The sequence below is a fragment of the Stenomitos rutilans genome, from assembly GCF_059505485.1.
In genome coordinates this window covers 11577-24896 of record NZ_JCACKR010000098.1, presented here as the reverse complement: position 1 = coordinate 24896, position 13320 = coordinate 11577, and the positions used below count along the sequence as shown (strand labels likewise).

Genomic DNA, 13320 nt, shown 5'->3' with positions numbered 1-13320 from the left:
CTCAGTCCACTGTCTGCTGTTCAGAATCGCGCTGATTTTCAACATTGCTTCGTTGGGCAACTGCCAATCGCACCAAAACAGTTGTACCAGGACCGTTGTCAGCGATCGTCTTCGTTACTTGTTGTATCAGAGGGTTTGGTTGCGCTGGGCTAATCACCTCAATTTCGCCATGCATTTGTGTGACCAGTACCTGCGCGATCGAAAGCCCTAACCCACTACCAGGAATACTCGTCTGAGCTTGCACGCCTCGATAGCGCCGCTCAAAAAGATGGAGTAGATCTTGGTGTGGAATACCAGGACCAGTATCTGTGATGGCAATTTCTACACAAGGCGATTTGACTGCGGCATAGGCACCTGTGATCGCTCCCCTACGAGCCTGAATGAGAACAGCTCCGCCAGCCGGAGTGTACTTCAGCGCATTGTCTAGCACATTGCTTAATACCTCCCACAGCCCATGCACGTTTGCCTGAACAGGAGGCAACGCCTCAGAAACTTCCATGAGCAGCGTCAGGAAGCGATCGTTCGCAATCGCTCGGGTCGAAGCCAACAATGGTTCTAGCACAGCAGCCAAATCACATGGCTCCACTATCAGAGCCTGACCGGATAGCAAACCTGGGGCAGGTAACAAAAGAGGAACCTGTGCTTTTTGCCCTCCTGTCGCGTTTGTTTGCTCAGCATCATCTTCAATGCGATCGTCGATGGCAGGAGGCAACGCTAAGGGCGTTTTGATAGCGTCTGTTTCAGCAACAGCCGTCTCAAGTTGCTGAGCGAGGTCACGTAGGCGAGCCGTTTCGCGCACAAGGCTGGCAGCCATCTCCCGATTTGCATCCCCCGGTAATAATCGTTTGAAAATCAGTTTTCCAAACGTCTGGAGAGCTGTAAGCGAGTTACGAAACTGATGCAGCAGATTATCAACTAAGTCGTGCTGCTGCTTTTGCAGTAGCTGCCGCTGGTGACGATCTTGCTTTAACCATTGGTAGCGCTGGTCTAACACACACGCGATCGCAAGCGTGTCTGCAATCTGATGAATTTGCGCCTGCTCCCACTCCGTCCAGGGGCGATCGTTCCGTTCGGTCACTAGCAGCCCCAGCACAGCATCTTCATGCATGAGCGGCAAAACGACACGGCGCTCAGCAACGAGCGTTGTCCGCTCAGAATTACCTGCATTAGAACGGCTAGCGCGATCTACATTCGTATCAAGGTAATCTGCCGCAGACTCAACCGCATGCGCTGGCAAACTTGACGAAGCGACTTCTGGAAGCTGCTTCATTTGAGAGGGGTTAGACTGAGCATCCGCCAGCAAGCGAAGCGATGATGCTGGCATCGCGATCGTAGCCATCAGCGATCGCGATGTTCCCCTCGCTTGCCAATCTACAGCCGATTCTGGATAAGCCATGACAGGAATCAATTGAGTATCTGCGCCTTCTACCAGTTCTTCTGTTAAGTACACAACGCTTAATGAAGCACCTAACGCTTGCGTCAGGAGAACAATCTGCGCCCGGCAAAGGGCAATAAATTCTGCACTAGTCAGCATCAACATGAAACGGCGTTAGAATGCAACGTGCCAGCACTCTTCTTTGAATCTGTTTTCAAGCATAGCTCGGTTACTCGCGCTAAGAGACTCATCTAACACGGCTCTCAAAAACCTCACTCAAAACCTTTACTTCCGCCTTCCATCCGTGTTGTCGAACTCCACCCAAGCCTTTTACTTCTGGCGTCGGCTCCTTAAAATGTCACGAGAATCGCTTTGAAGAGCGGCTTTGTCTGCCTCTTTGCTTATGTTAGGTAAGGCGCATCAGGCTGTCGTAGAACCCTGGCACAAAGTCATCTTAATTTGTGTCCAAGGGAAGATTTAATCTTTGTATCAATGGGTTAAAACAAGTTGAAATTTCGGTCTCGAATCGATATACTTGCGTCGTCTTTGTAACTATCACTACACTTGATCGACAACAAAGGGGGTAACGGGATTGGCTAGGAGACGCAAGCGGAAAAGCCGACGGCGGCAGGAAGGCCGGAGAATTTTGGAGAATGTGCCTCAATTTAGCATTGAATGCGGAGAGGACAAACCAGTTACAGCAGCCCGTAAATTCATTCATTCAGAAGGCATTGCACCGCCAGCCCTACTGCTGGTTAAGCGCAATGAGCATACCACAGATCGATACTTCTGGGCAGAGAAGGGGCTGTTTGGAGCGCAATATGTTGAAGAAAACCACTTTCTATTTCCTAGCTTAAAACTGTCGGATGACGAAGCTGATGAGCTTCCAGTCGTTGCTCAGGCTCGATAAATGCTAGGTCATAATTCTGATAGCTGGTAATGGGCGTTTGGATGGGCCGCATCACTCAAGACCTCAATCCCGGCAACCTCAAAATAACCCTCATCTGAACGCATTCGGGTGGGGGTTGTTTTTTAGCAACGGCACTTGAGAGAAGCCTATGGCACTAAAGCGCACGCAAAAGAATGACCCAGAACCGTCAGCAGTATTCTTACAAGAACAAACGAGGCGTGTTCTTTGATCGGTCAGTCACACCTACAGGGGCTTAAGGGAAAGATTGCGTTGAAGTTCCGCTAACTCATCTCGATGCGCCGTTACCGTAACAACACTCAACAAGCCTGCGTCAGACGTACTTGACCCTTCCACCTGAAGCAAGATTTTCTCAGGACGAGCCGCCTTGCGCCAGTAAAATACGCCTGCGATCGGTGCCAGCACAGTCAACCCCAACCACTCTATCGAAGCAGAGGGAACCAGAATGATCAGCATTAGGGCCAGACAGAGTAAACCAATCACCGCTAGCAACGTCAAAAAGATCGCCATCACCATACTAGGGCGGACAAACCCTTCAAACGTCGCCTTGAGTTCTGCTGCATCTGCGGCTGTCAGTCGATAAGCTCGCTGGGTAAAGTAGTCTTGAAGCTGATCTAACAGCGAAACCTCAGATTGGTCGGATGCTAACCTGACCACTTCAATCCGATCTTTGACTGATGCTCGAATAAAGAACACCAAACCGATCGCCAGCAAAACCGTCAGTACAAAGGTTGACGGTAAAACAGAAGCACTCATGATGGGATCTCTTGACCTTAATTGGAACGTTGGCCTTAGAACAGTTGCTTAGCAAATAAGGCACCTATTCAGTCTATGTCGTTTCATTCCCCCTCAACTGCTGATTGTCTGTGCAACAAAAGCCACGCAAAAGAGGGGAGCGCTAGCAGCTACTCCCCTCAACCGATCAAACAAGAACCCAATCAACGATAAAAATCTGAGGTGCCCAAAGCTGAAGCGCCCAAAACTGAAGCGATGAATGCGCGATCGGTCCGCTAGAAGCAGCCGCATAGTCACAGCACATTAGACGCTAATTGTGACTTGCAGCTAACCCATTTGAGTGAGCCACCGTACTATGATTTCTGACATAGTCGTACCATAACCGCGTGAGGTCTTGTGCCTGCTGTGCCATTTCCGAGCGGATTTGGTACATACGACGCGGACGGCCCCGACCCTCAACCTTTTTCCAATACCCTTCTACAATCTGCTCATCTTCCAGAAACTTTAGCGCGCTGTAAAGCACAGTGTCAGAAAGGCGATACGTTGGGTAGTCGGTTTCCAGCAACTGAATCAGTTCTGTACCATAAGAGTCGCCTCGCGATAGAACCGCGAGAACATAGCACACTGCCAACTCTTTGTTGAGATAGAACGGTGGGGGGGCTTGAAAAAACTGATAAATATCGTCAAACTTCATCTTTCCCATCCAGACATACGAGTTAGTTCACTTTGGCTGCAAAGAGTTGCAGGATGAACAGAGGACAATATCAACAGACTAGCAACGATACCCTAAGGACGGACATCATCCAAAAGCATTAAATTCTTAATCAAAGTAAAAATCATGCTGCTTGGCTGTGTATTCCTTGTAGCAATGAATCGACGAAACAAATGCTTCACTACAACTTGGCATTTTGGCTAGAGATCGCATCCGTTAAGCTCTAGAATCAGGAATCTTCGTCTTAAAGAGACCTAGAAAGGCTTTCACCCCTAGAATGCCCAAAACGAAGCTCTATCTTGTAGCAAAGAAGCGATGGAACACACTGAGCGTTTTAGCACATATTCAGCCCAAAGGCTGCAAGCATAGAGAACACAAACTATCAAGGCGACATTCTGTGATCGATTACAGGAACTGTGACTGTTATACACCCTGATCGTAGATCAAAACTGGAATATCGTCCGCCGAAAAAGTAATAAGTCGCGTTTTCTCAAGATACGGTAGGAACAAATAAGGCTCAATTGGCAAGGTGCCAGCTAGAAAAGTGGCCGATCCCCAGTTCAATATTTTACTTTGTACGTAGATATGCCTTTGAAGGGTGCGGCTTTCCAGTGGCCTCCAGGTGGTAAGACGCTTAGCAGCAGTCGTTGTGTTAGCGTTTAAGGTAGTGGTTGCTGCTATTTGACTAAGCCTGAACGTAAGGCAACCACTGCGGCCTGCACGCGATCGTCCACGGCGAGTTTGTTCATAATGCCGCGAATGTGCGTTTTGACCGTGTTAGGGCTGAGGTACAGAGCTGCCGCAATTTCTGGATTACTGCGGCCTTCGACCATCAGTTGAAGCACCTCTTGCTCTCGATTAGACAGATGACCAATGTTTCCAGTCGGTGCGGGTGGTTTGAGGTGCTCGATGACGCGACGAGCAATTTGTGGGTCTAAATAAGTTGCGCCTTCTTGCGCCGCGGCGATCGCGGCCAGTAGCCGCTCAATATTCGTACCCTTGATGCAATAAGCATCCGCACCACTCGATAGCGCTGCAATCACCTCGGTCTCCGTTGTGTGTGAGGTCAGCATCACCACATGCGCAGACGGTAACGCCGCTTTGATCTGCTGCGTTGCGGCAATCCCATCTAAACGCGGCAGGCCAATGTCCATCACAATGACATCTGGTTTCAATTTCAACGCGGCCTCTACGCCCAGATAACCGTCGCTGGCCTGACCAACTACAGTGAGTTGAGGATAGTCCTCCAAGCACTGCTCTAGCCCTAGCTGCATCATGGGGTCATCTTCGACAATGAGAATGCGCAAAGGCGGAAGGTCTGATGCGGGGCTTTTTGACTGAGTTTCTTCAAGCATAAAAACAACTCTAATGTTAGTGAGCTAGGCGTTCGTGTGTACTGGCTAAAGGTAGGACATCAATGGAGGCGCAACCAAACGCCTGAGTGAGTAGGGTAACCAACCAGTAACCGTCAGTGGTAGCCGAATGATTGCTAAACAGGTTTAATTCTAAGAAAGTTTAAACGCTTATGGGACGCAGTGCCTTGCTCATGCAATGCCCAAGCGCTTTTTGCTACTTGCATTCTAGGGTTAGGCGAGCGTTTGGCGCTACAAAGCAACCACAAAGATAGGGGAAACAGCTTTGCGATCGCGTCTAAGTCCCAATTGGGTCTAGCGTGTAGCCTGATGCCGCCTTACCGTGCGAGACTAATAACACCATGCTTTTTGGCATCTGCATATGTTCGGCAAGTCAAGTTCCACACCAGCCACGCTAAAGGAAATTGCTCAAACCTTTCGTATGACCGGATGGGTTAGCCTTTGGATACAGCTAGTGCTCACTGTCGTTTCGAGCATTATTCTCATTTTTGCGGGTGCCTTGAGCCGTTCTGGTGGCGCAAATCAGAATAGCCCTACAACTGGCATTGGCGTACTTGTCACGATTTTTGGGATCGTGGTGCTGATTTTTAACATGTACTGGGCGCTGTTCCGCTATATTCCGATCGGGCGTAAGCTAGATGGTGTTGCGGCGAATCGTCCTCGCAAATCAGAAACTGTACAAGTTTTACGTACCGGGCTAATTGCGAGCCTGATTGGCATCTTGCTCTCACTGCTAGGTGCTGAGGCAACCGTAGGCTTGCTGGCAGCAAAGGCGTTTAACCAGGGAATTGGCGGCTTTGTGAACACCGATCCGTCAAAGTTCATCCAGCCATTGGACATTCTGGTCGTTCAGGCAAGCATTAACGTGATCTTGGCGCAGTTTTTTGGCATTGCAGCCTCACTTTGGTTGTTGAACCGCATGAGTAAGCAGTAGAGAAGCAGTGAGGAGAGAGGCGTGAAGAGAGTTTTGAGTAGCGCTGTGCGCCGACAAGCTAGAGAGGTTTGAGGTGATTAAGCGGTCAGCTATCAGCTTCTTTCTAGCAACCAACCCCTTAAAATCAGCAACTATCTATCCTTCTAGCCAATCGAAGATTTGCTCAAGCTGCTCTAGAGAAACGAAGCCATACTGCCAAAGAATCATTGGCAGTGGGCCGGGATCTTGCTCACTGTGGCGTAGCGCCATTGCGATCGCTGTGGTGGAGAGCGCAAGTTCTTTCTGTAAAAAGTTAATGAGCTGAAGATTGCTGCGATCGGATTGCACGGCTGGACTTTTCACCCCTGAATGTTGAGTCGATAGAGCAGATACTAAAACGTTAGCAACAAGGTTGACCTCTATAGTACAAGAAGACTATCCCAAAGAAGACTAATTGTTCCAAGAACACTACAGCGTGGCGCTATGCTACTGTTTGCGAACCAGAATGGCATCACCTACGTGGGTCACCCAAGAGAGTGATCTTGTATGGTTGCAATCGTGATTGTACGTATTTGCCACTCACTTAAACCATAAACTTCAGCAAATGAACGGAGACTTTTGCTGACTAAAATGGTGTACTGTGCGATCGCCCACAGCCTTGGCGTGAAAAGCAGCAAAAAAGAACTGGCAACCCTACATCTAGAGCATGAACTGATTGTAAAGATTTATCGAATGCAGTTTAAAAGTAGCGTTGCAAGTTATTACGACAGAGCAACAAAGCCCTTGTTGCTGCCAACGGACAAAGGGATAGCACGACCAGCTTTTCGGCAATACTCATCAGCAGTGGCGTGAACACCGATCCTATCGATCGCGCGGACTTCTCTACAATGGCGATATTAACGTAAGCTGAAACGCTATATCGAGGGGACTATGCAGCCAACAAACCCCAATCAATTTACCGAAAAGGCCTGGGAGGCGATCGCGCGCACGCAAGAAGTTGTAAAACAGGCTCAGCAGCAGCAAATTGAATCAGAGCACTTGATGAAAGCGCTGCTAGAGCAGGATGGACTCACCAGCAGTATCTTCAACAAGCTGGGCGTGAATGTCAGGCAGGTTAGCGATCGGACGGATGACTTTATCCGCAAGCAGCCTAAAGTGTCTGGTAGTGGCACGTCAATTTATTTGGGACGCAGCCTGGATACCTTGCTCGATCGCGCCGATAATTACCGCAAGCAGCTAGGCGATGAGTATATTTCAGTCGAGCATCTTTTACTGGGCTACGCTCATGACGATCGCTTTGGTAAAGGGCTGTTCACGGAATTTAGATTAGATGAAACCAAGCTTAGAAATGCCATCGACCAGATTCGAGGAAGTCAAAAGGTGACAGACCAAAACCCGGAAGGCAAGTACGAGTCGTTAGAAAAGTATGGGCGTGATTTGACGCAGTTTGCCCGTGACGGCAAGCTTGACCCTGTGATTGGGCGCGATGACGAGATTCGCCGCACGATCCAGATTTTATCGCGTCGCACTAAAAATAACCCTGTGCTGATTGGTGAACCTGGCGTGGGTAAGACGGCGATCGCGGAAGGGTTGGCACAGCGTATTGTCAGCGGTGATGTGCCGGAATCTCTGCGCGATCGCAAACTGATTGCCCTGGATATGGGTGCACTTATTGCCGGAGCCAAATATCGGGGTGAGTTTGAAGAACGCTTAAAGGCTGTCCTCAAAGAAGTGACCGAATCGCGAGGACAACTCATTCTCTTTATTGACGAAATTCACACCGTTGTGGGTGCGGGTGCTACACAAGGCGCAATGGATGCAGGCAACTTGCTCAAGCCCATGCTAGCTCGTGGTGAACTGCGCTGTATTGGTGCCACAACGTTGGATGAGTATCGTAAGTACATCGAAAAAGATGCTGCACTGGAACGACGCTTCCAGCAAGTGTATGTCGATCAGCCCAGCGTGGCAGATTCGATCTCAATTCTGCGTGGCTTGCGAGAGCGTTATGAACTCCATCATGGGGTCAATATTTCAGATAATGCGTTAATTGCCGCTGCGACACTCTCCGCACGCTACATTGCCGATCGCTTCTTGCCCGACAAGGCGATCGATTTAATCGACGAAGCAGCTGCCAAGCTCAAAATGGAGAAAACCTCCAAGCCCGAAGAACTGGATGAAGTCGATCGTAAGATTCTTCAGCTTGAGATGGAGCGGCTGTCGTTGCAGAAAGAAACGGATGCAGCCTCGCGCGATCGTCTGGAACGGCTCGATCGTGAGCTGGCTGATTTGAAAGAACGGCAGAGCGCTCTCAACGCTCAATGGCAGGCTGAGAAAGGCGTGATGGATCAGATCCAGACATTGAAAGAGGAAATGGATCAAATTAGCATTCAAATTCAGCAGGCAGAGCGCGACTACGACCTCAACCGTGCAGCCGAACTCAAGTACGGTAAGCTCGCGGATCTCAATCGTCAGCTTCAAGAAGCAGAAGCCAAGCTCTCTTCAACCCAGTCCAGCGGCAAGTCGTTGCTGCAAAAGGAAGTGACCGAAGCTGACATCGCCGAAATCATTTCTAAGTGGACGGGTATTCCTATCAGCAAGCTGGTGGAATCGGAGATGCAAAAGCTCCTACATCTGGAAGACGATTTACACAAGCGGGTTATTGGTCAGCAAGAAGCGGTGACGGCTGTGGCGGACGCTATTCAGCGATCGCGTGCAGGCTTGGCTGATCCTAACCGTCCGACTGCCAGCTTTATCTTCCTGGGGCCAACGGGTGTAGGTAAAACGGAACTGGCAAAAGCCCTTGCCGCTTACCTGTTTGACACCGAAGAAGCAATGGTACGCATTGACATGTCTGAGTACATGGAGAAGCACACGGTTTCACGCTTAATCGGCGCACCTCCAGGTTACGTAGGCTACGACGAGGGCGGACAGTTAACCGAAGCCATTCGCCGCCGCCCCTATGCCGTTATTCTGTTTGATGAAATCGAGAAGGCACACCCAGATGTGTTTAACGTCATGCTGCAAATTCTCGACGACGGACGTGTGACCGATGCTCAGGGACATACGGTGGACTTCAAAAACTCCGTCATCATCATGACCAGCAATATCGGTTCGCAGTTCATTCTCGATATTTCTGGAGACGACAATCGCTACGACGAGATGCGATCGCGCGTGATGGACGCTATGCGCACCAGCTTCCGACCCGAATTTCTCAACCGCATTGATGAGATCATCATCTTCCACGCGTTGCAGAAATCAGAGCTACGCCAGATTGTCAAGCTCCAAACCCTACGGTTAGGAGAGCGACTGGCCGATCGCAAAATGTCGCTCAAACTCTCCGATAGCGCGCTAGACTTCCTCGCCGAGGTGGGTTACGACCCTGTCTTTGGTGCCCGTCCGTTGAAGCGTGCCATTCAGCGTGAACTCGAAACACAAATTGCGAAAGCGATTCTGCGGGGCGAATTCACCAACGGTGACACTATTTTTGTAGACGTGGAGAACGAACGGCTGGCCTTCAAGCGCCTTTCACCAGAGGTGCTGACGGCGAAATAGAGAAAGGGGGGCGGAGAATTGGGAGTAGGGAGAGTTTTGAGTTTTGAGTTGCTTCTGACTCCTGGCTCCTGACGCCCCCTTTCCATCTCAATTCACAGCTTACGCCCCGCTCACACAGACGTGGTGGATGTATCAAGGCGTTCAACTGGCAGCACGATCGCAAAGCAGGTCTGTAATGAGGTACTGGTCACCTGAATCGACCCATTTAAACGCTCGACCAATTTCTTTACAAGGGTTAATCCCAGCCCTGTGCCGCCCTGCCGCCACCGATCGACGCTGGGAATCCGGTAAAACTGGTCAAAAATCCGAGGCAGTTCGGCAATTGGAATTTCAACCCCAGAGTTGCAAACCTCAATTTGCAGCATAGGAGCAGTCGTTGGCAGACATTCGAGAAGATGCACAGTGACGTTAATATGCTCTCCGCTCGGCGTATATTTGACTGCATTGTTGAGTAATTCTGACATCACACGATTCAGGCTGGAGGCATCTGTCATGATCGGCGGCAATGTTGGCTCAAGGCTAACGTGCAATTGCTGCTGTTGGTTGAACACACGTTCCTGAAAGTTGGTAGCCAAATTAGGCAGCCAGGTTTGCAAATAGATAGTGGAGATGTCGATCGCGTAGGCATCTGCATTGAGGCGTTGTAAATCTAGTAAGTCATTGATGAGGCTGGTTTGCCGCTCACACTGGTCGTTCAAAATCTGCAAGTAGCGAATCGTTGAATTTGTGTCTAAATCATTGGTCAAGGCAGCGTGCTCAGCTCGGCTCAAGGTGACTTCCAACATCCGAACGGCCATTTTAATGTTGGTTAATGGTGTACGCAGCTCATGGGAAACCGTATTCAGAAAGTCATCCTTCAGTTGGTTGAGTCTTTGGAGTTCGACCATCTGGTCTTCAAGCTGGTGTGATCGCTCGATCGCCCGATTACGCTCTTCTGCTTGCCGTCGTTCGGTGACATCACGGAAGACTAGCACAACACCCGTAACATTGCCTGAGTCATTGTGAAAGGGTGCCGCACTATCCGAGATCGGCACGTCTCGACCATTCTTAGAACAGAGCAACGTATTGTCTGGAAGGTAGACTAATTGACCTGTTTGCAGCGCCTCATGGATGGGATTTGGAAGCGGCACTCGCGTTTCTTCATGGATAGGGCAAAAGATTTCGGCACTCTCCTTACCGATCGCCTCTTCTTGTCTCCAACCTGTTAACGCTTCGGCAGCGCCATTAAGAAAGCGCACGCGGCTCGATGCATCAGTCACAATCACGCCATCACCGATCGCTTTGAGGATACTGGAAAGCCATTGTTCGCGCTCTTGCAAATCCCTTTCCAGGCGAAACCGTTGCAGCGCTGTTTCAATCGCCACGTAAAGTTCCTGCTCTTCAATGGGTTTCAGCACGTAGCCAAACGGCTCTGTTGCCTTAGCGCGTTCCATCGTGCTGCGATCGGAATGCCCCGTCGAGTACACCACTGGAATGCGGAGGTGAGTCCAGATAGCCGCAGCCGCCTGTACGCCATCCATGTCACCTTTCAGCCGAATGTCCATCAAGACCAGATCGGGTCGCACAGTGGTCGCTGTGGCAACAGCCGCTTCACCCGAAACGACGATCGCAGGCACAGCATAGCCCAAATTTTCTAGACAGTCTTTAATATCAGCAGCGATGACGCTCTCGTCTTCCACGACAAGAATGTGTACTTTTCTCGTCGCTACAGGCTCGGATGCCGTTCCTTGCATTACGCCTCACTCCCTGCGAACGTAATCTCAAAGGCCGTACCGCGATCGCGGTGCATGATCAGAGTGCCCTCTAACTGTTGAACCAGATCATGCACAAGCTTTAAACCCAGTGAATCTGGTTTGCTGTACTCAGTCGTCTCTGGCATACCAATGCCGTTATCGCTGATGGTAAGCGCTAACTGGCGATCGCCCTTAACAGAGAGGTTGATCACAATTTCGCCAGTTTTCTCTGCTGGAAATGCATACTTCAGCGAGTTAGAAACCAACTCATTGATGATGAGACCGCAGGGAATAGCGGTATCAATATCAAGTGATACAGGCTCAACGTTGGTTTTGAGGGAAATGGCGTTCGCGCTAGTGTTGTAAGAGCCAAATAAACTGATTGCTAGATTAGGAATATACTGGCTTAAATCGATTTTGGCTAAATCATCAGAACGATAGAGTTTCTCGTGGATGAGGGCGATCGACTTAATGCGGTTTTGGCTTTCTAGCAGGATGTCTGCGGCTTGCTGATCTTTAACGCGCCGATGCTGTAGCCGCAGCAAACTATACACAATTTGCAAATTATTTTTGACTCGATGATGAATTTCTTTAAGCAAGACATTTTTTTCGTTGAGTGAGGCTTGTAACTGTTCTTCTGCTTGACGCAATGCTTCCAATTGTTTGGCGGCTGTGATATCAACTGCAACACCCAAAATTTGCTGCGGCGAGCCATTTTGATGCCGTGCAAACAGAGTTTCCTGGCATTGGAAATAATGCCACTCACCATTACAATTTTTTACGCGAAATTCGGTGCTGAGAATATCACCATCGTTCACGGTATCCCACCGCTTAATATTGATTTGCCTCTGCAAAAAATCGTCTGGGTGCATGACGGTTTGCAAGAAATCTGGCTGCATCGACTGGATTTCATCCAGGGTATACCCAAGGTGTTCACCAATTTCATGATTGACGTAGATCTTGTCTTGCTTGACCAAATCAGTAACGTAAATGACGGCTGGGCTGGTATCGGCAATTTTTTGAGCAAACCGCTGACTTTGTTGCAGGGCAACTTCTGCCTGTTTTAGCTCGGTTACATCACGACCAACGGATTGAAATTCGACGAATTGACCTGCTTCATCAAACAGCATCCGGTTGTTCCACTGCGTCCAACGCACTTGTCCTTCCACGACAACTCGATTTTCGCTTACGGCGATCGGATGCTCTCGATTCATCATCTGGAGGGTGTGATCAATCTTCTTATAATCCTCTGTAAAGATGAGGGGCTTATAAGAAGCCCCAATCGCCTCTTCTCGCGATCGCCCAAAGTAGCGGCAGTAGGCTTCGTTTACAAAGGTCAGCGTACCGTCTAGTTGAAAGCGTGCAATCAGTTCAGTCTGGTCTTCGACGATCGCGCGGTAGCGGGCTTCGCTCTCACGCAGGGCCGCTTCAATCTGTTTCCGCTCAGCGATTTCATGCTGTAACTCTTGGTTCGCGGTTTCTAACTGAGCGTGGCTGGGCAAGGAAAGCGCTTTAGGCAACAGGGGCACCAATTCCAAAGCGGTCAGCAAAGAAACCGCAGCCGTAGCTGCTTTGACCGCACCTGATAGCCAATAGGCAGGATGCCAGAGCGTCCAAATTTCGAGAAGATGCGTGGTGCCACAGGCGATGATAAACGTGCCAAACAGCAGAAAGATCCAGCCAAACGGCAGGTCTTGGCGCTTACGCACAAAGTAGAAGAGCGCGGGCGGAATGGAGTAATAGGCGATCGCAATCACCGCATCCGCAAAGATGTGTAGCCCGACTAACTCTGGTTTCCAAAGGTAGCAGTGGCCGTGCGGAATGAATGATCCGGCACTAAAGAACGTTTGGATAGCATCCAACATATTGCTGCTCTTGTTAGGTCAATCATCAAACTAAGCTGTCCCAAAACTAAGCCATCCCAAACTGAGCCGTCTTAACGATTCTTTGGCCGCAGAAATCGCTTAAAGAACTCAAAACTGACGTAAAAGTGTACAAA

At 49.7% G+C, this 13320-nt stretch carries 10 protein-coding genes; 3 read left to right on the top strand and 7 right to left on the bottom strand.

Features of this window, described 5'->3' with window-relative positions; genetic code table 11:
• Position 1: 1 nt before the first annotated feature.
• The gene (locus tag AC5JLP_RS19395; protein ID WP_496069585.1) at positions 2 to 1540 is read right to left on the bottom strand and encodes a GAF domain-containing sensor histidine kinase; all 1539 of its coding nucleotides are present in this window, start codon (positions 1538 to 1540) and stop codon (positions 2 to 4) included.
• Between the two features lie 427 nt (positions 1541 to 1967).
• On the opposite strand from AC5JLP_RS19395, the gene AC5JLP_RS19390 reads away from it, so the two are divergent.
• Complete coding sequence (locus AC5JLP_RS19390; RefSeq protein ID WP_496069584.1) at positions 1968 to 2285, top strand: DUF3155 domain-containing protein; 318 nt, start codon at positions 1968 to 1970, stop codon at positions 2283 to 2285.
• Positions 2286 to 2528: 243 nt separating this feature from the next.
• On the opposite strand, the gene AC5JLP_RS19385 is transcribed toward AC5JLP_RS19390, so the two are convergent.
• The 3 genes from AC5JLP_RS19385 to AC5JLP_RS19375 form a co-directional block, all read right to left on the bottom strand.
• Positions 2529 to 3059 (bottom strand): cofactor assembly of complex C subunit B, encoded by a 531-nt coding sequence (locus AC5JLP_RS19385; protein WP_496069583.1) that lies wholly within the window; start codon positions 3057 to 3059, stop codon positions 2529 to 2531.
• Positions 3060 to 3348: 289 nt separating this feature from the next.
• Positions 3349 to 3732, bottom strand: coding sequence for a PadR family transcriptional regulator (locus tag AC5JLP_RS19380; RefSeq protein WP_496069582.1), 384 nt, complete (start codon positions 3730 to 3732; stop codon positions 3349 to 3351).
• 695 nt (positions 3733 to 4427) lie between these two features.
• On the bottom strand, positions 4428 to 5105 hold the full coding sequence (locus AC5JLP_RS19375) for a response regulator (RefSeq protein WP_496069581.1): 678 nt from the start codon (positions 5103 to 5105) through the stop codon (positions 4428 to 4430).
• Between the two features lie 379 nt (positions 5106 to 5484).
• On the opposite strand from AC5JLP_RS19375, the gene AC5JLP_RS19370 reads away from it, so the two are divergent.
• On the top strand, positions 5485 to 6057 hold the full coding sequence (locus AC5JLP_RS19370; protein WP_496069580.1) for a DUF3611 family protein: 573 nt from the start codon (positions 5485 to 5487) through the stop codon (positions 6055 to 6057).
• A 135-nt stretch (positions 6058 to 6192) separates the two neighbouring features.
• Here the strand turns inward: AC5JLP_RS19370 and AC5JLP_RS19365 are convergent, their stop codons facing one another.
• A complete protein-coding gene (locus AC5JLP_RS19365; RefSeq protein ID WP_496069579.1) occupies positions 6193 to 6399 on the bottom strand; it encodes a DUF2949 domain-containing protein in 207 nt (68 codons plus the stop codon).
• Positions 6400 to 6966: 567 nt separating this feature from the next.
• On the opposite strand from AC5JLP_RS19365, the gene clpB reads away from it, so the two are divergent.
• The gene (gene clpB, locus AC5JLP_RS19360) at positions 6967 to 9588 is read left to right on the top strand and encodes an ATP-dependent chaperone ClpB (protein WP_496069578.1); all 2622 of its coding nucleotides are present in this window, start codon (positions 6967 to 6969) and stop codon (positions 9586 to 9588) included.
• 110 nt (positions 9589 to 9698) lie between these two features.
• Here the strand turns inward: clpB and AC5JLP_RS19355 are convergent, their stop codons facing one another.
• Both AC5JLP_RS19355 and AC5JLP_RS19350 read right to left on the bottom strand, forming a co-directional pair.
• The gene (locus AC5JLP_RS19355) at positions 9699 to 11321 is read right to left on the bottom strand and encodes a hybrid sensor histidine kinase/response regulator (RefSeq protein ID WP_496069577.1); all 1623 of its coding nucleotides are present in this window, start codon (positions 11319 to 11321) and stop codon (positions 9699 to 9701) included.
• Entirely contained in the window at positions 11321 to 13186 is a 1866-nt protein-coding gene (locus tag AC5JLP_RS19350) for a sensor histidine kinase (RefSeq protein ID WP_496069576.1), read from the bottom strand. Before AC5JLP_RS19350 ends, AC5JLP_RS19355 begins: the two co-directional genes overlap by 1 nt.
• Between the last annotated feature and the right edge of the window lie 134 nt (positions 13187 to 13320).